We start from the raw sequence: 19,811 nt of genomic DNA, 5'->3' as shown, positions 1-19,811 counted from the left end.
AAGTTGCGGGAAACAGGGCTCAGTCAGAACGTCACGACGGTTTTTTGCCTGCAAGGATGTGTCCATCCGTATCAGACAGACGCCGTCGGAAGATCTGTGAAGTTTCCAGAGTTCAGGTGCTGCATGCCTTCAGAAAACGATTTTCCGCTCTCATCGCCATCGGGCACGTCTTTCAGATCCTCCCGCGAGGGCTCGGGTCAGAAATGGTCGGCTCTCGTCATGCTGGCCCTCGGCGCAGGTTTTGGCGTCGCAGAAGCCGGGGATGCCGAGGCGCAGGACGGAACGGATACTGCAGGCACGACCGCAACCGACAGCACGATCAACCTGTCCGCCGTGCGCGTTCACGGTCAGGTGGACGCTGACAGCAGCAACACGAACAACACGTCCCTCGATATCGGGCGCATGCCAGGCACGGTTCGCGACACGCCGCAGACCATCAGCGTCGTGCCCAAGGACCTGATCGTCCAGCAGCGTCTGTTCACGCTGGATCAGGCGCTCGCCAATGTTCCGGGCATTACGATGTCCACGGGGGAGGGCAATGGCGGCCTGAACGGCGACCAGTTCCGCATTCGTGGCCAGCAGGCGCGCGGGGACATCTATGAAGATGGCCTGAAGGATTTCGGCACCTATGTGCGCGACACGTTCAACACCGAGAGCGTCGAAGTCATCAAGGGACCGAGCGGCGAGTATTTCGGCGCGGGCAATGTCGGCGGCGTGATCAACCAGACGCTCAAGAAGGCGCATCTGGGCAATCATTACGATTTTGACCAGACGATCGCCAGCGGCATGCAGTATCGCGGCGCGGCTGATGTGAACTACCAGCTCGGCAAGCATACGGCCCTGCGCGTGAACGGCATGTACAACAAGCAGGACGTGGCCGATCGCGACAATGTCCGTTCGGACCGTTACGGCGTGGCGGCGGATCTCGGCTTCGGTCTGGGCACGAAAACGACCTATCACCTGAACTACCAATGGCTCGGAAGCCGGGGCACGTCGGATTACGGTGTTCCGATGATCAAGATCGGCAATATTTCCACGCCGATCACCAGCCACGGTCTGGACCGCGATACGAGCTACACGCGCAGCTTCAATATGGACAATTCAAACATCCATATGGTCACGTCCAAGTTCTCGTCGGAAATCGCGCGCTGGCTGACCTTCAACAACGATACGCGCTTCACCCATTATCACCGTGACTATTCCGCCTCGAACCCGAGCGCCTGCACCGGAACCTGCGCGACGTCCTTCCTCGCAGGCGGCAATCCGACGCTGGCTTATGGCGCGGGTGGTGGTGCTGCCTATCAGCAGGATGGCTGGGGCATCCAGAATGTCATGATGGGCCGGGCGAAGTTCAACACGGGCTTCCTGCATCATGACATCAGCGCGGGTGTGGACATCAACTACACCAAGGACAACCGGGTCATGGGCACTTATGTGAACCGCCTGAATGACCAGACGATCCGCAATCCTTACTATTCCGCACCGAACACCTACATCACCTGGCCGTCTTCGGGCCACCGGACGGCGGATTTCCGCGATCTCGGCCTGTTCCTCGCGGACAAGATCCACATCACGAAGCGTCTGTCGCTTTTCGGAACGTTCCGTTGGGACAGCTTCGAGAGCACATACTGGAGCGCAGCGGCGGCCTCTGCGGGCGTGCAGTCCCAGAAGTCCAGCAAGTTCAGCCCGTCTGCGAGCCTGATGTATGACGTGGATGACAACAAGACCGTCTATTTCACGTTCTCCCGCTCCTACAAGCCGGTCGGAACGGATGCGTCTTCCGAAGTCACGACCATGTCGAGCGTGGGTGACGTCCCGGTCAATGGCCGTGACCTCAAGCCGCAGCGCAGCGACCTGTTCGAGGTCGGCACCAAGATGGACTTCCTCAACAAGCGTCTGGGCGTCACGGGTGCGCTGTATCAGATCAACCAGAACAATTCCTACACCTATGACGACAACGGCAACATCATCACGGGCTTCCAGGATGCAGGAACCGGCCGCCGGACCCGTGGCGCGGAGCTGAGCGTCACCGGCAAGATCACGAAGGACTGGGAAATCTACGCAGCCTATTCCTACATGGGCGGCAAGGTGACCAACGCCACGACGACGCAGGGCAAGCAGGCGCCTCAGCTTCCGCACAACAACTTCTCGGTCTGGACGTCCTACAACCTCTCGCCGCTGCTGCTTCGTCCCGGACAGGGCAAGCTGACGGTCGGCGGTGGTGCGCAGTACAGCTCCGCTTACTGGGCTGATGAAGCGAACACGGCGCGCATGCCGTACAACTTCTCGCTGAACACCATGATCTCGTACCAGTACGGTCGCTATCATGTGCAGTTCAACGCCAACAACCTGTCCAACCACCTGAACTACGCTTCGGCCTTCAGTTCAAGCCGTGCCGTGCCGCAGTCCGGCCGGACCTTCATGGGCAATTTCGGCGTCGGTTTCTGATCCGAACTCCGCGTACAGCCTGAATATTCCCCCGGTCTTTGATCGCGCGTGAAAGACCGGGTCCAGAGAGGAATGATATGTCATCAGGGTCAGGAGACCATCAGGATAACGGGATGTCCCGCTCTGCGCCTTTGCCTGTTCCGTCACAGGTGAAGGCACAGTTGATTCTGGCGCAGAGTCATCTGGATGCAGGGCGATCGGAAGACGCCTTTTCCTGTTTCGGGATCGCCGCACGCAGCGGACATCCCGTGGCGCTGAACATGCTTGGCCGTGCCTATGAACGCGGCTGGGGCGTGAAACGGAACCCGGTCATGGCAGCGCGATGTTTTGAAAGTGCTGTCGGGGGTGGAGACGGCTGGGCGATGTTCAATCTGGCCGATCTGTTTCTGGCCGGGGACGGGGCGCCGAAGAACGAACAGCTTGCGTACCGGTTGTATGTGGATGCCGCTCGGACCGGAAACGCTAAAGCCCTGAACATGCTGGGGATCATGCACGAGGACGGAACCGCGCCAGGAACGGGGCCTGACCTTCGGGGTGCGCATCAGTTCTATCAGGCCGCAGCAGAGGGTGGCGACTGTTGGGCCTGGCTCAATCTGGCGCGTCTTGCCCTGGAGCGTGGTGCGCGGTCCGAAGCCGCGCAATCGCTTGAAAGGGCTCTGGATTCCGCGATCATCGGCGTGCCGGATGCAGTGCTAGCCCTGCTCCAGCCCCATAAGGGGGAGCGCATTTTTCAGGCCGTCATGATCCGGTGCCTGACGCTGCTGGAAGCCCTGTCGGACAGGGGCGTATCCCATGCGGCCTGAAGCGCAACAGATGATTACAAACCGCGCCTCTTTCATACAGAATGAGGAGGTGACAGCGCCCGAAACCATGACAGGATACTGGTCCAGAGGAAGGATTTCGTCTCATGGATGATCGCGTCACACAGGTTCTGGAGCTTTATCACGAGCGCCTTCAGACCGAGCAGGAAGAGCGCCGCGCCGGCATTCACCGGCCCAATTCCGAGCGGTTTCTGGCTGTGGGGCGACGGACCGGACAGCTCATCAGCATTCTCGCGCGCGTTCTGGACAAGCCAACCATTCTCGAACTTGGAACGTCCTACGGCTATTCCACAATCTGGCTGGCCGAAGCGGCGCGCACCTCCGGTGGACGGCTCGTCACCATGGAGCTTGAGGCGCACAAGATCGCCTATGCCCGCGACATGGCCGAACGCGCCGGATTGGCCGATCACGTCGATTTCCGCCATGGCGATGCGCTGGACCTGATCGGTCAGATGGACGGCGGCATCGACTTCGTCCTGATGGATCTGTGGAAGGATCTTTATGTGCCCTGCCTCGAAGCGGTCCTGCCGAAACTCAACCCGGGCGCCATTATCGTTGCGGATAACATGCGCGTTCCCGGCGGCGAAGAGGCGCGCAAATACCAGCAGGCCGTCCGCGCAATCCCGCACATGCTGAGCGTGCCGCTGCCCGTGGGCACAGGGCTCGAAGTCAGCCGTTATCTTCCCGCGTAATTCCGTTCTCACCTCAACCTGCGTCCGGGGCTGTCCCGGCACAAGAAAGCAACATGTTCAAGACATTCATGAACCGATACGGGACCCCACTGACGACCGGGTTCTTCATTGTCTCCGGCGTCACGGGTGTGGCGCTGTTTTTTCACCGGGCGCCACAGTCGTTTCATCCCATCCATGAATGGCTGAGCATGGTGCTTCTCGCGCCGTTCATCCTGCACCTGGTGAAGAACTGGACGTCTCTGGTCAATTACGCCCGGCGCAAGACGCTGTATGTGCCGCTGATCATCGCGTTCGCGGCCTGCGTCCCATTCTTCTTTCAGGCTCCGAGCGGACATGCGGGCAACCGGCAGACCGCGTTCATGGCGCTCCCGGTGCTGGAACATGCGCCGCTGTCGGATATCGCCCCTCTGGTTCATCTGGACGCGGATGGCCTGATCCATCGCCTTCAGTCTCAGGGCTACACGGTCACATCGGCGGACCAGACCCTCGACGATATTGCAAAAGCGTCGGGACGCCCCGCCAATGATACGGTGGTCGCAGCCCTTCAGCGCCCGCATGACCATGGCGGTCCGGGAGACGGATCGGGCCATGGGGGCCATCACCAGCATCCTGAAGGACATCAGGACTGAGACACCAAGCCCCGGTCGGACCGGGGCTTTTTTCATTTCAGGCCCGAAAGCGCGCGCCGGACACGATACGACATGCAGGAGGATGCGAATCATCCTTGATAGTGAGAATGACTCTCATTATCGTTGGTTTAATAGTCCCGCAGTTCCTACAGGTGCCGTGATGTCCCTTAGCTTTTCCCCCTGGCAGATGTTTCTCGACGCCGGCCCGGTCGTGCGGGGCGTCATGACCATCCTTGCGATGGCCTCGCTCGTGACCTGGACGATCTTCATTGCCAAATCCATCGAACTCCAGCGCCTGCGCTCGCGTCTGAAGAAGTCGGAAATCACGCTCGAAGACGCCGAGACGCTGGATATCGGCGAGGAATGGACGCGCACCGGATCGGGCTCCGGTATCGCGCACGCGATGGTCATGGCCGCCGAAGTGGAGCGTCAGCGCTCGCAGGATATTCCCGGCGACCGTGAAGGCATCAAGGAGCGCATCGTGCTGCATCTTGAAAGGCTGGAAGCCGCTGAAGGCCGTCGCCTGATGCGCGGGACGGGCGTTCTGGCGACCATTGGCGCGACCTCTCCGTTCGTCGGCCTGTTCGGTACGGTCTGGGGCATCATGTCGTCCTTCACGGGCATTGCGGCCGCCCATGCCACCAGCCTCGCGGTGGTGGCACCCGGCATTGCCGAAGCGCTCCTTGCCACGGCGCTCGGGCTCGTCGCCGCCATTCCGGCGGTGGTCATCTACAACCATCTCGCCCGTCAGACGGCAGCCTGCCGCGCCTGTGTTGCGGATCTGACATCGCTTGTGATGCGCCTCGTTTCGCGGGATCTGGCGCGCGGGATCAATGGCGGCAAGGTGCTCCGCTTCGGCCGCGATACGCTGGCTGCGGCAGAGTAAGCTTCCATGGCCATCCGGATCCGCCACGCGGACGAAACCGTGCTTGAAGCGCACGAAATCAACGTCACGCCGTTCATTGATGTCATGCTGGTGCTGCTCGTGATCTTCATGGTCACGGCCCCGCTCACGACCGTCAATGTTCCCGTCGATCTTCCGTCTTCCACGCAGCAGACAGCGCCCCGGCCGGACGAGCCCGTGTTCCTGACCGTCAAGGCGGATCATAATCTGGCACTCGGTGAAAACGACGTACCCGCCGCGCAACTGACCGAAGCGCTTGCGACCGCGACCAAGGGCAACCGCGACGAACGCATTTTCCTGCGCGCCGACAAGACGGTGGATTATGGCACGCTCATGGACGTCATGGATCATCTGCGAAGCGCGGGCTACCTCAAGGTGGCGCTCGTGACGTTGCAGGGCCAGACGACGGGAACGACGCCCTGATGTCGGATGGGCTGATCTCGGCGCAAGCGTCGCTGCCAAGGTTTCGGGAGTGGTACGCCGCAACCTGCCGTGTGGAAGACCGCCGGAGCGCACGGCTCTGGGGCGGCTCCGCCCTTGGTGTGGCCGCTCTTACGGGGGCAGTCCTGTTCTGGGCGGTGACGTCCGCGCATCCCCACCCCATTCTCGCGGCTGAACCGCCTCCGGCTGCGATCAGCATCGATCTTGCACCTGTCCCCGCGCCTGTTCCTGCCCCGCAGCAGGATGTCGATCCCGGTCCGCAGCAGGCCGTGGCCTCCACGGAGCCGCAGCCGGAAGATCCGCCCAAGGTCGAAGCGCCGCCAAGCTCCGCACCCAATCCGCCTGTTCCGGTGCCCAAAACGGAAAAGATCAAGCCGCACAAGCCGAGTGTGCACAAGCCGCTGCCGCCCGTACCGGTGAAAGCGCCCCCTGCGGAAAAGACCACGGCCCCGCGCAACGTGGAAGCGCCGCCTACGACCAGCCCGAGCGCCGCTTCGGCCACCACATCGAGCCATGCATCGCATGATCCTGTAACCTGGCAGGGCGAGCTTCTGGCTCGTCTGGAGCGGTTCAAACGCTATCCCGAAGCAGCCCAGTCCACGCATCAGGAAGGAACGTCCCTCCTACATTTCGTCATGGACCGCAAAGGACATGTTCTGAGCGCCAGTCTCAAACGCAGCGCAGGGCATGACCTGCTGGATGCGGAGACGCTGGCCCTGATCCGCCGGGCCGAACCGCTGCCCATTCCGCCTGACAGCATCAAGGGCGATCCGCTGTCGCTGACCGTTCCCATCGAATTCTATCTGGAACACTGATCCGCTTTCCCCGTAAATATCGCGCAGGGAGAGAAGACATGGATCTTGTTCTGGGGGCCTCAGGGCATGTGGGCCGCACAGTCGCCCGGCGACTGCTGGAGCAGGGACGTGCGGTTACGGTTGTTCTGCATCGTCCGGAGCAGGCGGCAGAATGGTCTGCCCGTGGGGCCAGCGTGGTCGTGCTCGATGTCCACGACACGCCATCCCTGACGGCGGCTTTTTCCAAAGTCCGGCGCGCATTTCTGCTGAACCCGCCTGCCAGCCCGTCGCTGGATGTGGACAATGAAGAACGTCGCACGGTTCATTCCATTCTCAGGGTTGTTCAGGGCGCCTCGTTGGAAAAGATCGTCGTGCAGTCAACCTATGGCGCGCAGGATAACCCGCATTGCGGGGACCTTGGCAGTCTGTACGCTTTCGAGCAGGGGGCACGGGAAACGGGAGTGCCGCTCTGTGTCATGAGGGCTGCGTATTTCATGAGCAACTGGTTCGGCGCCCTGTCTACTGCGCGGCAGTCAGGGGTATTTCCCAGCCTGCTGCCAAAAGATTTCAAAGCCCCAATGGTCGCGCCGGAGGATGTGGGCGAACTGGCGGCCCGTCTTCTGGTTTCATCCGTAGAAGAGACGGGCACTTACAGCATCGAAGGCCCCGAGACCTATACGCCGGAAGACGTCGCAACAGCCCTCAGCGCCGTGCTGGAGCGGGATGTGACAGTGGACGAAATCCCGCGTTCGCGATGGCCGGAGTTCTATCACAGTCACGGCTTCTGCTCCGAAGCCGCGCAGTCTTACGTCACCATGACGGGGATTTTCGTGGACGGGCGATATGACCGTCCGCGCACGCCCCTGCGGGGTGCGACGGACCTTCAGATCTGCCTGCGCCATCAGGCGTCGATATCGTCCAGATAATCGGCTGACGGAACGAAAAACAGCGAACCCGTAACAGGGCGGCTGTAATCCAGCAGGCGGTCGTAATTCCCTTCCGGCTTGCCGACGAACATATTGTGAAGCATTTCCTCGGTCACGGACGGGGAGCGGGCATAGCCGATGAAATAGGTGCCGAACTCGCCTTTGCCAGCTTCACCGAACGGCATGTTGTCGCGCAGGATATCGACCTGCTTTCCGTTGCGCGTCACGACATTCAGCGCGTTATGGGCGTAAGCGGGCTTTGTTTTGTCATCGAGCTCGACATTGGAGAGCTTTTTGCGGCCGATGATCTTTTCCTGCATCTCGATCGGCAGGGTGTTCCAGGCTTCGAGATCGTGGAAGTATTTCTGGGTGATGACGTAGCTGCCGCCTTTGAAAGCCGCGTCTTCATCGCCGATGATCGCAGCTTCGCAGGCTGCGGCGTTCTCGGGGTTTTCCGTGCCGTCCACGAAGCCGATCAGGTCGCGGTCATCGAAATACTTGAAACCGTGCACTTCATCGACAACCGTGCAGACGCTGCGCAGGCGATCCATGACCAGCTTGGCCATCTCGAAACACATATCCATGCGCGTGGCGCGGATGTGAAAGAGCATGTCGCCCGGCGTGGAAACGGCGTGATGGACGCCTTTGATTTCCTGAAACGGGTGCAGTTCTTTGGGACGCGGGCCGGGAAAGAGACGGTCCCAGGCAGCAGAGCCAAAGCCGAGAACGCAGGAAAGCTGTCCGTTCAGGTCCCGGAAACCCACCGTGCGACGCAGGCCCGAAAGGTCCGCGCACAGGCTGCGGATGGTTTTTTCCGCATCCGTGCCGGGATTGATGTTCAGGACCAGAAAAATGGCGGCCCGGGTGAGGGGCGCGGCAACGGGCTGGGGCGTGGCGTCGGACATCGGAACAGTCTTTCCATCAGCGTGGCAATCTATGTCTGCCTGTTGATAGCGCGGTCCATGTCGAGAGAACAGGTTATGAAAATGGTCGCTCCCCGTTTTGAAATACGGACTGCGTGCAGTAGTGTCCGGCCACAAACGGAAAAAGGTCATCATGGACAGTAATCTGAAATGCCCGGTCTGCGGGTGCGAACACGTTTATCCGGATGGTGCGCTGTGGATGTGCCCGGAATGTGCGCATGAGTGGAACCCGGCCGAGACGGCGGCGGAAAGCGGTGAGGCGTCCGGCGAGATCCGTGATGCCAACGGCAATGTTCTGGCCGATGGCGACACCGTGACGGTCATCAAGGATCTGAAGATCAAGGGCTCGTCCATGGTCGTCAAGGGCGGCACCAAGGTGAAGAACATCCGCCTTTCGGACGGTGGCGACGGGCACGATATCGCCTGCAAGATCGCTGGGATCGGTGCGATGAACCTCAAGTCCGAATTCGTCAGGAAGGCCTGACGGTCGGTGGGGGCACAGCCGTGTCCCCAAGGATCTGGTGGGCGGCTTTCAGTGCCGTGTGCAGTTCGGCGTAGATATTGCCTCCCCCCAGCGCCTGCGTGATGTGATGCCGGTCCATATCGGCTTGTAAATAGACGCTCACCCGCCCGAAAATCAGCGCGATGCCGCGCTGATGCAATTGTGCGATCAGGTCCCGCAGGTCGGCGGCAGCGGAATAGTCGATATCCGTGACCGGGCTTGCATCGAGCACGACGCAGCGGACTGGATGGGGAGCATGGTCCACGAGACCCAGCAGATCCTGCCGGAAGCGCGTCGAATTGGCGTAGAACAGATCCGCGCAGAACCGGAACACCATCAGTCCCGGCGCACTTTCCAGCCCGTCCTTCGCGGGTAGCGCTTCCAGAACCCCGGCGGTCGGGGACTGTTGCAGGACCATCGTATGCGGCTCGTAACTGTGCCGGACGTGGCGAAACAGCGACAGCGTGATGGCGAGGAAAATGCCTTCCTCAACGCCGACCCCCACCACGACGGCGGCTGTCGAGACGGCCAGCCAGAACTCGCCCGGGCTTTCCTGTCGGATCGCGCGCAGGCTCTTCAGATCAATCATGCCGATGGCGACGGTAAACACAATGCCCGCCAGAACGCAGCGCGGCAGGGCTTCGAGCGGGCGCGTGAGAAACAGCAGGACCACAAGCGTCACGCAGGCGAACGTCACCTGCGCCACCTGCGTCCGCGCGCCCGAACGGACAGCCATGGCCGTCTGCGTCGGGCTGCCATTGACAGTGAAAGTCCCGCTCAGACCCGCGGCCACGTTGGCCGCCGACAGGCCCAGAAGATCGCGGTTTTCATCCACGGTTTCATGAAACCGCTCCCCGAACACGCGCGATGTTGCGGCACTCTGTGCGATGATGACGAACACGCAGGACGCCGCGACGGGCAGGAGGGCCAGAAGCTCGTTCCATGAAACACCCGGCAGGCCGAAATGCGGCAATCCGCCCGCGACATGCCCAAGGGTGGGAACGCCATGATGAGGCAGGTTCAGCCCCATGCTCAGGGCGATGCTCCCGATGACGACACAGAGCCCAGCGGGAAGATGCGGGGCAAGGCGCTGCCCGGTCATGAGGATGCCGACCGTGACCGCTGAAAGGCCCGCGACCATGAGGCTCCCATGCGGGATCTGCCGGAAGGTTTCGTAAGCCTGCACCAGCGGATTATGCGCGTTGACGGACACGCCCAGCATGTCATGCAGCATCGCGATGCAGACCTGCACGCCCACCCCGGCCAGAAATCCCGTCAGCACGGTGCGGGAAAGAAAATCCGCCAGAAACCCCAGCCGGAAAACCCGCGCCACCAGCAGAAGTGCCGCGCAGAGCAGTGCGGTCATGCTGACGAGCGCGATGTAATGCGCACTCCCCGGCAGCGCCATCTTGCCGATGGCACTTGAGAAAATGGCCGCCGTCGCGGAATCGGCGGCCACGACCAGATGCCGCGATGATCCGAAAGCCGCGAACGCCACAAGTGGCAGCAGAACCGTATAAAGCCCCGTGACTGCCGGCATGGCCGCAATGCGCGTATAGCCCAGAACCTGCGGAATATTCACCGAGGCAAGGGAAAGACCTGCGACAATATCCGTCCATCCGCGACGGGTTCCGGTAGGGTTCTGCTGTTCCGACATGACCTGTGTTCTAGGCCTTTGACGAAGGGATGTCTTCACAATGTCAGGGGGGTGGTTGGGTCCGGCCCGAAAATGCCTCATGATCTGGCAGCTTAAAGACGGATCTTTCGTCAGCGCAGTCAGGAAGGAACAGGATCATGACCCAGAGAGTAGCGCTCATTACCGGCGGATCACGCGGCATTGGCGCGGCCATCGCGCTGAAGCTGGCGCAGGATGGTTTTGATATCGCCATCACTTACGCCCGCAACGAAAAAGCCGCGCAGAAAGTTGTGTCGGACATCGAGGCGCTGGGCCGCAAAGCCGTCGCCGTTCAGGCCGATGGCGGCAGCACGGACGGCAATATCGCCGCCATCACGAAGACGCATGAAGCGTTCGGACGTCTGGACGCACTCGTGTGCAATGCGGGCATTTACCCCTATGGCCCGATCGCACAGATGACCGTCACGCAGATCGAGGATGTCCTGAACCTCAACCTGCGTGCGGCGATGATCGAGACGGTCGAAGCCCTGAAATACATGAAGACGGGTGGCCGCCTGATCTATATCGGCTCGGCCTTTGGTGAGCGTGCACCGTTCCCGGGCATCTCGCTCTATTCGGCCACAAAGGCCGGTCTGATCGGCTTTACGAAGGGTGTGGCGCGGGATCTCGGACCGCAGGGCATCACGGCGAACATCGTCGAGCCCGGCCCGATCGCAACCGACCTCAACCCCGAAGACGGAGCGGCGGCCGCCGTCATCCGCAAGTTCACGGCCACGGAATCCTACGGCAAGGTCCATGACATCGCCCGTACCGTGTCGTTCCTCGCCAGCCCCGATGCGTCCTATATCACGGGTGCGTCCATTCTGGTGGACGGTGGTCTCGTCGCCTGAGACCAGAAACGGCTCCCTCGCTGTGAGGGAGCCGTCGTTGCTTCAGAAGCTGGTGGAGAGCGAACCCATCATCGAGAAGGGCGGCTGGATGTAATAGGACGGTGCGGAGTCCGCGGCGATCTTGTTGCCATAGACCCCGGTCGTGGCACGGGCGTTTTCCGCGAAGTAATACACGCCACCCAGCTTGTACTGGCCGGTCAGGTTGGTGAAGTTCAGCTTGAAGACCGGTGCCTGCGCGATGAAGAACTTCGGCAGGTGATACCCCAGAGACAGCGAGTCCGAGAAATAGGACGGCATCGTCTGGTCGTTCATGAACGTCGAATACTGCTTGTCCGTATAGCGGATGCTGGCATTGAGGAAGAACGGACCTTCCGTATAGGTCAGGCCGATGCTGCCCATGAACTTCGGCGTCATGATCGGCGTCTTGCCTTTGGTCTTCAGATAGTCGATCGACCCGTTATCGGCGGCGATGGGCAGGTTGTTGTCCATCGTGGCATGCAGGTATTCGAACGACAGATACGGCCGGAAGCGGTGGAACAGCGGCTTGGTGGACAGCATCAGGTCCACGCCCCGGATCGTCTCGCCACCCGTATTGAGCGTCTCGCTGACCGGAACGTCATTGCTGTAGGTGTTGAGTGACAGCAGGCGGTTGCTGACGTTGAAGTTGTAGACGCTGACATCCGCCAGGAAGATGTCACCCGTATAGCGGTATCCCAGCTCTTCCTTGATGGAATACTGCGGCTTCGCATTCGCGCCCGAGGTCGTCATGGCGCCCGTGGACGTGCTGTATCGCGTGATCAGGTTGACGGGCGAGGGCGCACGGAAATCGCCTTCCGCATCGAAGTAGATCTGGTGGTGCGGTGCGAAGTCCCAGGACCACGACATGCGCGGCATCGGCGAGACGAACGTGTGGTTCGAACGGCTGGCCGTGCTGGCAAGGAAATCCTGCCCGCGCAGGGTTTCGGACACGACCTTGATGCCCCCGGTCAGCGCCATCTTGTGGTTCAGGAAGTGCTGCGTGTCTTCCATGAAGCCGGAATTGAGGCTGTAGGACCCGACATAGTTGGTCGAATAATAGATGTTGCCGCTTGTGGTGCGGTAATAGGCCGACGTATCCGTGTCCGAAGGCTGTGCACCCGTAACCTGGTTCATGCGCGACAGCGGCGTCTTGAGGGAATAGGAATTCTCCTCGTGCCAGTAGCCGATCTGGCCTTCGTTGTTCTCGGCATGCCAGTGCAGGCTCGCCACGACGCCGCCCTGCTGGTTGACGGACATGGAGTTGGTCGAAACTGCCGCGCGCGTGGCCGTGCTGATCTTGCCGTCGCCGTTCAGATCGACCTTCTGCAGCGCCGTTCCCGCATAGGTATGACCTTCCTGCAGACGCGAAGCGCTGTTCAGCGTGATGGCCCCGCGCTGGTAGTAAGGCGTGATGCTGACACTGAAGAGGTGGTTCAGCGCGAAATGCATCGGCAGGGACGCGTAGAACTGATCCTTGTCCGAGCCATGCGTGCCGTAATAACTGCTGGGAGACGTCGCACTGAAGGTCGAGGTGTAGCTGATGGGCGTTGTGAGCGGCAGGCCGTTCTTGTCCGCATAGAAATTCGCCATCGTCGGATAGCGGTTCTGGTAATAGAACGAGTGGTTGTAACCCACGAACAGATCGACAGTGCTGCGCTCCCCGATCTTCTTCGTCATCCGGAAATCCATGTGCTTGCGCTCGCTGGTGCCCGAACCGCGCCAGGCATCCGAATGCATGTTCGAGAACGAGGCATAGCTCGTGATGCCGGAATGGCCGATCTCGCCGCTGTCCAGACGGATGAATTCGCGCGACGTGTTGAAGGAGCCGTAGCTTCCCGAGATGAAACCGCCGAATTTCTGCGCCGGTGCCCGCGTCGTGATGCTCAGTGCACCGGCCGCGGCGGAGGTCAGCGGATCCTCGACCGAGATCGAGCCCGGCGTCATGGATTCCGCCACGATGTTGTTGCTGTCGATATAGTTCTGGATGAAGTTCGACGCGGACGTCGAGGAGCCGTTGGCAATCGGCATCCCGTTCAGCAGAAAGCCGATATCGTTGTCATACAGGCCACGGCTGCTGATGGAGCCACCTTCATTGCCGGAAGGATCTGGCGTCGAAATATTGACGCTGGGCAGGTTCTTGATCAGGTCGAGCGGGGAGCTGGTCGGGCTCTGCATCTCGATATAGGCCTGCGTGACGGACTGGATGGACCGCGCAGCCGTCTCCGCCCGCATCATGCCGCCACCCGGAGCCTGTCCGCGCTGGCCCAGAACGCTGATGGATTCCTGCCCGCCCTTCGGCTCCGCAACGGTGCGTGTTGCGTGCTGGGCCGCCTTGCGGGCGTGCTTTGGCTTGGTGCTTTCCGCGGCATAAGTCGCATTCGCGGCCAGAACGGTCGCGCTGCTCAGGATCGTGGCAGCGGCCAGAATATGTTTTCCACGCCCGGCAAGAAAGGAGAGCGCGGGCAGTCGGCAGGGACGCACGGGGTCTGACGGGGCAGGGATTCTGGAAGACATGTCTGGCGGGATCCTGAAAAAAACTAACGCTACGATACCGTTATGAATCTGGGGCTGAAGATAAAGGAGACGATCATAAGAACATTCCGAAGAAATAATTGATAGTTTCATAGTCTGTCATGAAGCAGGGATTTCTATTCCGCCACAAAAACATGGGGATGGCGGAACGTTCCCGATCAGAGCAGACGTCTGGCTGCGAAAATGGCGGTGGCCGAGATCAGGGCGGTCAGGCCTAGATAGAACGCCGGAGCCAGCTCCGTCCCGCTCCAGGACATCAGGGCAGCATTGGTCAGCGGCGCGAGACCGCCAAACAGGACGACGCCGAAGGAATAGCCGATCGTCAGGCCACGTCCGCGCAGACGGTCCGGGAACAGAATGCCGATGAAGCCGTCGAGTGCGGCGAAATAGAGCAGGCCGACAACATTGAACAACAGCGGCATGACCAGAATGCTCTCGGGCCAGACCGAGACCAGCCGGAACATCGGCCATGGCAGGCAGAACAGAACCGCGCAGGACAGGAGCATCGGTCTGATGCTGTGGGTCCGGTCGAAATGGTCTGCCAGCTTCCAGCGCAGCGGCGTGAACAGAAGCTGCCCCCCATAGGTCAGCAGGGCAGAGGCATAAGCGAGATTGGCCGCGACATGGAAATGCAGCCGGGCATAATGGGGCATGTAGATGCCCAGATAGGTGATGCCGCTCCCCAGCGCGACGGCCCCCATTACCGCCAGCGTACGCAGCAGGTTTTCCCGGCGCAGAAAGGGAGAGGCAGGGACGGCTTTCGCAACCAGAGGCGCCGGGCGCGTCCGCAGAAGCCTGAACCGCAGGACCAGCGCCAGAAGCCCGGCCAGAGCGCCAAGCCCGGCCGCGATCCGGAAGCCGTAGCTGTCGAACCCCTGAGCGGGCAGCAGCAGCGTCAGGCCCAGTGTAACGATGGCGGCGACAAGGGAGGCGACGATCTGCCCGATGGCCTGCCAGCTCGCGGCCCGCGCTTCATGCCCCGGAGCCTGTTCGATCAGGAATGAGGTTGCGCTTCCGAACTCCCCGCCAAGCGAAAATCCGTGCAGCAGACGTGCGGTGACGATCAGCAGCGGCGCGGCAATTCCGATGCTCTGATAGCCCGGCGTCAACGTAATCAGCAGGCTCCCGATCGCCATGAGCGCGATGCACAGGATCATCGTGAACGTCCGGCCCCTGCGATCCGTGCAGATCCCCAGAACGACGGCGCCGATGGGGCGCGCGAGCAGGGTGAAGCCGAAGGTCGCAAGCGTCAGGGCGATCTGCGACAGGGCCAGCCCGGCTGGAAAGAACGTCTGCCCGATAGATGTCGAGAACGATGCGTAAATAACGAAGTCGTAATATTCTATGATATTGCCCAGAATGGAGGCGATGACAGGCAGCGTCATTCCGTAACGCGGAAAAGGCCTGTCCTGTGTGCTCATGACTGTCCGGGATCGGCGTGCCCCGCTCCTGTCTGGCTCAGACCTGTATGGCGGTCGCCAAGATTGCGCATCATGAACTGGATGAAGGAATGCAGCGTCGGCGCGCTGTAGCGTTCCTTGTGATAAAGCAGATAGATCGGCCGTGAGGGCAGGGTGTAATCGGGCAGGAGCGCCTGAAGCGTCCCTGCTTTCAGATCGTCCTGCACCAGATCGGTCGGCAGCATCGCAATGCCCAGCCCGCCCAGAGCCGCACGCCGCATGGCCTGCGTGCTGTTGAAGAGCCCCCGCCGGCGCATTTCCACCGTCACGCGGCCCTTGGGGCTCTCGAAATGCCATTCATGCCGCGCCCAGTGCCAGGGCGACGACGGCGTATAGGCAAAGGCCAGCGCATCATGCGTCGCAAGCTGTTGCGGAACCAGAAGTTCATCCCGGCGGGCGAGATAATCCGGGGAGGCGCAGAGCGTCATGCGGTAATCCGTCAGACGGCGGCACATGAGCGAGGAAGGCTCCGGCACGCCAAGGCGGATCGCGATGTCGAACTTCTCATGCGTCAGGTCCACACTGCGTTCCGTCAGCACCAGATCGACATCCACGGACGGATTTTCAGCCAGATACCGCGCCAGACAGGGCGTAACGCTCTGGGTGCCGTATGTGACGGGGGCCGTGACCCGCAAAGTGCCGGAGGGGAGGGTCTGCGCCGCCTGTGCCAGATGTTCGGTCTCATCCAGCAGGTTGAGAATGGACTGGCATTTCTCGAAATAGACCGCGCCGAAAGCCGTGAGGCTCTGCCGGCGCGTGGTGCGTCGCAGAAGGCTCGTGCCCAGACGTTCCTCCAGCAGGCGCACGTAATTGCCCACCATCGTGGGAGAAATGCCGCACCGTTCTCCGGCAGCGGTCATGCTTCCTGTTTCGACGACCGCCATAAAGGTGGTCATGGCCTGAAAAACGTTCATTGCAAACCACTGGTTGATAATGTTTCCATCATAGCAGCATTTATCGGGGCGATTGAAGGCCGTAACGATCCTGTTACGATGTTTTCCGTTCCGACTACGAAAGTTTCTGCTGCGTCATGCATTCCAGACCCTCTCTTCCGTCCCGCCCATCGTCCTGCAACCGCCGTATCCGGCGGCGTGCCAGTGTGCCCGGAGTGCTCGGAATGATGGGTCTGGTGCAGACGCTGGCGCTGGGCGGATGCGCGGAAACGGACCATCCTGCACGCAGCGCGGCCGTGATCGCACAACCCAGCACGGCCCAGACCTCCATGGCTGCAACTGCCAATCCGCTGGCCTCACAGGCCGCGATGGACGTGATCCGCCGTGGCGGCAGCGCGGTCGACGCCGCCATTGCCGGTCAGATGATGCTCGCCGTTGTTGAGCCGCAGGCTTCCGGTCTGGGCGGGGGCTCCACGATTCTGTACTGGGATAAAAACGCCGGGAAGCTCTCGTTCTATGACGGTCTGGCAGCCGCCCCCGCCATCGTGCCGCAGGATTACGCGCATGATGCGGACGGCCACGCCATTCCCCACGCGCTGCTGGAACGTAGCGGGCGCGTCGCGGCCGTTCCGGGCACATTGCGGACGCTGGAACTCCTGCACAAGCGCTACGGCAAGCTCCCCTGGGCCGATCTGTTTCAGGCCGCCATCGCCACGGCCCGCAACGGCTATGCGATGCCCGGCTATCTGCATCTCGTCCTGACCGAACGCCCGGAACTCGCGCAGAAAGCCAGCTTCAAGGCTTATTTCGATGTAGACGGTCATCCGCTGCCCAAGAGCACGATCCTGCATAATCCGGCACTGGCCGGGACGCTGACGCAGGTGGCGAACAAGGGCGCGGATTACTTCTACGGCCCCGAATTTTCGCGCAAGATCTCCGCTGCCGTGGCCACCGGACCGTATCCGGGTCACATCACCCCAAAGGATCTCGCGTCCTACAAGGTCCGTGAGCGCGCGCCGCTCTGTGTCGAGGCGTTTGGGCGCCGCATCTGCTCTGCAGCGCCTCCGGTTGCGGGTGGACTGTCCGTGCTCCAGCAGCTTGCGATTCTTGATCGTCTGAAGATCGGCCAGTACCGTCCCGGCAGCGTTGAGGCCGCGCATCTTCTGCTCGAAGCCTCGCGTCTGGCGGAAGCCGACCGCCGCAAATACGCCGCCGACCCCGATTACACACCCGTTGCAACGGACGAACTGTTGAGCCCCGCCTATCTGGACGCGCGTGCAGCCCTCGTCTCGACGGGAGAAGCCGCAGGGCAGGTCCGTCCGGGCGTACTGAAGAGCCGTCTGGCCAGCCTCCCTGTATCCGATGCCATGACAGTGCCCGCCACGACGCATCTCGCCATCCGTGACGCGGCCGGTGATGCGCTCTCCTTCACCACGACCATCAACCTCAATTTCGGGGCGGATATCGTCGTGGACGGTGTCGTCCTTAACAACGCGATCACCAATTTCTCCACACGCCCGATCGTGGACGGGCAGGCTGCCGCCAATATCGCAGCCCCCGGCAAGCGGCCCATCACCACCATGGCGCCGACCATCGTGTTCGGCGCGGATGGCCAGCCTGAAGTGATCATCGGCGCCGGTGGTGGCGCGCGGATCATTGATTCCGTGGTGCAGACGCTGGTCGGGCATCTCGCCTGGGGCCAGAACATCCGTACGGCCATCGAGCAGCCGCGCATCGGCGCGCAGAACCGTGCGGAAGAGCTGGAACACGGCACATCGGCCGCAGAACTAAAATCCGCGCTTGAGAGCATGGGCCATCACCCGCATGCTGCCGTGATGAACGCCGCCGTGCAGGCCATCACCATTGGCCCGGACGGGCTGAGCGGCTGGGGTGACCCGCATCGTGACGGCGTTGCCCTCGGCCAGTAAGTCGTTTCCTGCCCGCTACAGATCCTTATTCCCGTCGCTGGAGAACATCATGAAGAAGTTTCCCGCCCGCCTTTTCCTGTGTGCCAGCGCACTGGGAACGCTTGCCGCCTGCGCCACCCCGCAGCCCGCACCGAAGCAGCAGGTCACTGTCGCCGAGCCGGACCGTCCGCATGGAGACGGTGGCGTCAGCGCCTTCTATCAGCCACCGGCGCAGCTTCCCGCAGGGCCGGGCGTCATGATCCGGACCGAAGACATTCAGGGCAAGCACCTCCCCGATAACGCCGGACAGGCCTTCCGCACGCTCTATACGTCCATCAGCGGGGTCGGCGAGCCCGCTCCTGTGGCGGTGTCGGGGCAGATCATCTTTCCCAAAGGCACACCGCCGAAAGGCGGCTGGCCGATCGTGGCGTGGGAACATGGCACGACCGGCATTGCCGATATCTGCGCACCCTCATGGCGGGGCTATTTCTCGCGGGACCGGGCCTATCTGGACCGCTGGCTGGCCGCAGGCTTTGCCGTGGTCGCCAGTGACTATCAGGGCCTCGGTACGCCGGGACCGCATCCGTATCTGATGTATCGCCCCGAAGGCTACAGCGTGCTGAACGGACTGCGGGCGTCCCTTCAGCAGTACAAGGGCACGCTGCGCAACCAGATCATTCTGGTCGGTCAGTCACAGGGTGGAGGCGCGGCACTCGGGACCGGCTGGCTCGCTCCGCAATATGCGCCGGACCTGCATGTGCTGGGTACGGTGGCGACGGGTGTTGTGATTGCGTTCCATACCCCGGCGAAAACCGCTCATCCGCAGCTTGTGCGTGACAATCCGGAATCCCCGCATATGTCCGCGTCCTACGGCATTCTGACGGTCGAAGGCTCCATGACCAGCCTGCATCCGGATGCAGATGTACGGCAGTTCATGACGGAGAAGGGACGCGACCTGTCCCATCAGGCCCGCCAGTCCTGCCTTGGGGACCTGTTCAAATACACCGACGCCCATGACATGACGGAAGAGAACGTCTTCACCGGCGACCGCGCCCCGCTGGAGCAGGGGTTCGATACCGCCTTCACCATCCCGGATGCGCATCTGAAAATGCCGGTCTTCGTGGGGACGGGGCTTGCGGATGATGAAGCCGGTGTGGCCCAGCAGTATAACGCTGTGGCCGCGATGTGCGACGCCGGAGCCTCCGTCACCTGGAAGCAGTATCCGGGCCTGACCCATAACGGCGCGGTCAATGTCTCGGCCAATGATTCCGTGCCCTTCGCGTTGAGCCTTCTCAAGGGCATCAAACCGCGCGGAAGCTGCCGGACCATCAAGCCGACTTCAAAGCTGGAAAAGCCGCTGCCGGGCATCCACTGGAACAACTGAGACGACGTCTG

The 19,811-nt window shown here is 61.7% G+C and carries 17 protein-coding genes; 12 read left to right on the top strand and 5 right to left on the bottom strand.

Features of this window, described 5'->3' with window-relative positions:
* The first annotated feature begins 123 nt into the window (after nucleotides 1–123).
* The 8 genes from JK202_RS09150 (at nucleotide 124) to JK202_RS09115 (ending at nucleotide 7,655) form a co-directional block, all read left to right on the top strand.
* Nucleotides 124–2,448 carry a TonB-dependent siderophore receptor gene (locus JK202_RS09150; protein WP_211560372.1) on the top strand — a complete coding sequence of 775 codons (2,325 nt, stop codon included), beginning with the start codon at nucleotides 124–126 and terminating at the stop codon, nucleotides 2,446–2,448.
* A 113-nt stretch (nucleotides 2,449–2,561) separates the two neighbouring features.
* The gene (locus tag JK202_RS09145; protein ID WP_249199873.1) at nucleotides 2,562–3,251 is read left to right on the top strand and encodes a tetratricopeptide repeat protein; all 690 of its coding nucleotides are present in this window, start codon (nucleotides 2,562–2,564) and stop codon (nucleotides 3,249–3,251) included.
* Between the two features lie 104 nt (nucleotides 3,252–3,355).
* The gene (locus JK202_RS09140) at nucleotides 3,356–3,961 is read left to right on the top strand and encodes an O-methyltransferase (protein ID WP_211560368.1); all 606 of its coding nucleotides are present in this window, start codon (nucleotides 3,356–3,358) and stop codon (nucleotides 3,959–3,961) included.
* Nucleotides 3,962–4,014: 53 nt separating this feature from the next.
* A complete protein-coding gene (locus tag JK202_RS09135) occupies nucleotides 4,015–4,590 on the top strand; it encodes a DUF4405 domain-containing protein (protein ID WP_211560366.1) in 576 nt (191 codons plus the stop codon).
* Between the two features lie 160 nt (nucleotides 4,591–4,750).
* The gene (gene exbB, locus JK202_RS09130) at nucleotides 4,751–5,476 is read left to right on the top strand and encodes a tonB-system energizer ExbB (RefSeq protein ID WP_211560364.1); all 726 of its coding nucleotides are present in this window, start codon (nucleotides 4,751–4,753) and stop codon (nucleotides 5,474–5,476) included.
* A 6-nt stretch (nucleotides 5,477–5,482) separates the two neighbouring features.
* Nucleotides 5,483–5,917, top strand: a complete 435-nt coding sequence (gene exbD, locus JK202_RS09125; protein ID WP_194260630.1) for a TonB system transport protein ExbD — start codon at nucleotides 5,483–5,485, stop codon at nucleotides 5,915–5,917.
* Nucleotides 5,917–6,750: an energy transducer TonB gene (locus JK202_RS09120; RefSeq protein ID WP_211560362.1), complete on the top strand. Its 834-nt coding sequence runs from the start codon at nucleotides 5,917–5,919 to the stop codon at nucleotides 6,748–6,750. Before exbD ends, JK202_RS09120 begins: the two co-directional genes overlap by 1 nt.
* A gap of 38 nt (nucleotides 6,751–6,788) precedes the next feature.
* Nucleotides 6,789–7,655 carry an NmrA family NAD(P)-binding protein gene (locus tag JK202_RS09115; RefSeq protein WP_211560361.1) on the top strand — a complete coding sequence of 289 codons (867 nt, stop codon included), beginning with the start codon at nucleotides 6,789–6,791 and terminating at the stop codon, nucleotides 7,653–7,655.
* On the opposite strand, the gene JK202_RS09110 is transcribed toward JK202_RS09115, so the two are convergent.
* A complete protein-coding gene (locus JK202_RS09110) occupies nucleotides 7,631–8,560 on the bottom strand; it encodes a Dyp-type peroxidase (RefSeq protein ID WP_211560360.1) in 930 nt (309 codons plus the stop codon). The genes JK202_RS09115 and JK202_RS09110 overlap by 25 nt on opposite strands.
* A 151-nt stretch (nucleotides 8,561–8,711) precedes the next feature.
* Between JK202_RS09110 and JK202_RS09105 the strand changes: the two genes are divergently transcribed.
* A complete protein-coding gene (locus JK202_RS09105; RefSeq protein ID WP_062108574.1) occupies nucleotides 8,712–9,062 on the top strand; it encodes a zinc ribbon domain-containing protein YjdM in 351 nt (116 codons plus the stop codon).
* Here the strand turns inward: JK202_RS09105 and JK202_RS09100 are convergent.
* Nucleotides 9,049–10,737, bottom strand: coding sequence for a SulP family inorganic anion transporter (locus JK202_RS09100; protein WP_211560359.1), 1,689 nt, complete (start codon nucleotides 10,735–10,737; stop codon nucleotides 9,049–9,051). The genes JK202_RS09105 and JK202_RS09100 overlap by 14 nt on opposite strands.
* Before the next feature lie 137 nt (nucleotides 10,738–10,874).
* Between JK202_RS09100 and JK202_RS09095 the strand changes: the two genes are divergently transcribed.
* Nucleotides 10,875–11,606, top strand: coding sequence for an SDR family NAD(P)-dependent oxidoreductase (locus tag JK202_RS09095; protein WP_211560358.1), 732 nt, complete (start codon nucleotides 10,875–10,877; stop codon nucleotides 11,604–11,606).
* A gap of 42 nt (nucleotides 11,607–11,648) precedes the next feature.
* Here the strand turns inward: JK202_RS09095 and JK202_RS09090 are convergent, their stop codons facing one another.
* The 3 genes from JK202_RS09090 to JK202_RS09080 all read right to left on the bottom strand — a co-directional run bounded on the left by JK202_RS09090 (nucleotide 11,649) and on the right by JK202_RS09080 (nucleotide 16,512).
* The gene (locus JK202_RS09090) at nucleotides 11,649–14,138 is read right to left on the bottom strand and encodes a TonB-dependent receptor (RefSeq protein WP_211560357.1); all 2,490 of its coding nucleotides are present in this window, start codon (nucleotides 14,136–14,138) and stop codon (nucleotides 11,649–11,651) included.
* A 176-nt stretch (nucleotides 14,139–14,314) separates the two neighbouring features.
* Nucleotides 14,315–15,577 carry an MFS transporter gene (locus JK202_RS09085; protein WP_249199871.1) on the bottom strand — a complete coding sequence of 421 codons (1,263 nt, stop codon included), beginning with the start codon at nucleotides 15,575–15,577 and terminating at the stop codon, nucleotides 14,315–14,317.
* Entirely contained in the window at nucleotides 15,574–16,512 is a 939-nt protein-coding gene (locus JK202_RS09080; RefSeq protein ID WP_249199869.1) for a LysR family transcriptional regulator, read from the bottom strand. The genes JK202_RS09085 and JK202_RS09080 overlap by 4 nt, the downstream gene beginning before the upstream one ends.
* A gap of 134 nt (nucleotides 16,513–16,646) precedes the next feature.
* On the opposite strand from JK202_RS09080, the gene ggt reads away from it, so the two are divergent.
* Together ggt and JK202_RS09070 are read left to right on the top strand one after the other, a co-directional pair.
* A complete protein-coding gene (gene ggt / locus JK202_RS09075; protein ID WP_249199867.1) occupies nucleotides 16,647–18,437 on the top strand; it encodes a gamma-glutamyltransferase in 1,791 nt (596 codons plus the stop codon).
* Between the two features lie 49 nt (nucleotides 18,438–18,486).
* Nucleotides 18,487–19,800: a lipase family protein gene (locus JK202_RS09070; protein ID WP_211560354.1), complete on the top strand. Its 1,314-nt coding sequence runs from the start codon at nucleotides 18,487–18,489 to the stop codon at nucleotides 19,798–19,800.
* Nucleotides 19,801–19,811 lie beyond the last annotated feature (11 nt).

It is taken from the genome of Gluconobacter sp. Dm-62 (genome assembly GCF_018256155.1).
Lineage (GTDB): Bacteria > Pseudomonadota > Alphaproteobacteria > Acetobacterales > Acetobacteraceae > Gluconobacter.
Note: the sequence above shows the minus strand (reverse complement) of the source record. Positions and strands in the feature narration are given on the sequence as shown.

Excerpts from the sequence above, each read along its gene's own strand:
- JK202_RS09100 (WP_211560359.1), bottom strand. The coding sequence starts at position 10,737 with ATGTCGGAACAGCAGAACCCTACCGGAACCCGTCGCGGATGGACGGAT.
- JK202_RS09115 (WP_211560361.1), top strand. The coding sequence starts at position 6,789 with ATGGATCTTGTTCTGGGGGCCTCAGGGCATGTGGGCCGCACAGTCGCC.
- JK202_RS09110 (WP_211560360.1), bottom strand. The coding sequence starts at position 8,560 with ATGTCCGACGCCACGCCCCAGCCCGTTGCCGCGCCCCTCACCCGGGCC.
- ggt (WP_249199867.1), top strand. The coding sequence starts at position 16,647 with ATGCATTCCAGACCCTCTCTTCCGTCCCGCCCATCGTCCTGCAACCGC.
- JK202_RS09090 (WP_211560357.1), bottom strand. The coding sequence starts at position 14,138 with ATGTCTTCCAGAATCCCTGCCCCGTCAGACCCCGTGCGTCCCTGCCGA.
- JK202_RS09095 (WP_211560358.1), top strand. The coding sequence starts at position 10,875 with ATGACCCAGAGAGTAGCGCTCATTACCGGCGGATCACGCGGCATTGGC.
- JK202_RS09145 (WP_249199873.1), top strand. The coding sequence starts at position 2,562 with ATGTCCCGCTCTGCGCCTTTGCCTGTTCCGTCACAGGTGAAGGCACAG.
- JK202_RS09070 (WP_211560354.1), top strand. The coding sequence starts at position 18,487 with ATGAAGAAGTTTCCCGCCCGCCTTTTCCTGTGTGCCAGCGCACTGGGA.
- JK202_RS09105 (WP_062108574.1), top strand. The coding sequence starts at position 8,712 with ATGGACAGTAATCTGAAATGCCCGGTCTGCGGGTGCGAACACGTTTAT.
- JK202_RS09150 (WP_211560372.1), top strand. The coding sequence starts at position 124 with ATGCCTTCAGAAAACGATTTTCCGCTCTCATCGCCATCGGGCACGTCT.
- JK202_RS09085 (WP_249199871.1), bottom strand. The coding sequence starts at position 15,577 with ATGAGCACACAGGACAGGCCTTTTCCGCGTTACGGAATGACGCTGCCT.
- JK202_RS09135 (WP_211560366.1), top strand. The coding sequence starts at position 4,015 with ATGTTCAAGACATTCATGAACCGATACGGGACCCCACTGACGACCGGG.
- exbD (WP_194260630.1), top strand. The coding sequence starts at position 5,483 with ATGGCCATCCGGATCCGCCACGCGGACGAAACCGTGCTTGAAGCGCAC.
- exbB (WP_211560364.1), top strand. The coding sequence starts at position 4,751 with ATGTCCCTTAGCTTTTCCCCCTGGCAGATGTTTCTCGACGCCGGCCCG.
- JK202_RS09120 (WP_211560362.1), top strand. The coding sequence starts at position 5,917 with ATGTCGGATGGGCTGATCTCGGCGCAAGCGTCGCTGCCAAGGTTTCGG.
- JK202_RS09140 (WP_211560368.1), top strand. The coding sequence starts at position 3,356 with ATGGATGATCGCGTCACACAGGTTCTGGAGCTTTATCACGAGCGCCTT.
- JK202_RS09080 (WP_249199869.1), bottom strand. The coding sequence starts at position 16,512 with ATGACCACCTTTATGGCGGTCGTCGAAACAGGAAGCATGACCGCTGCC.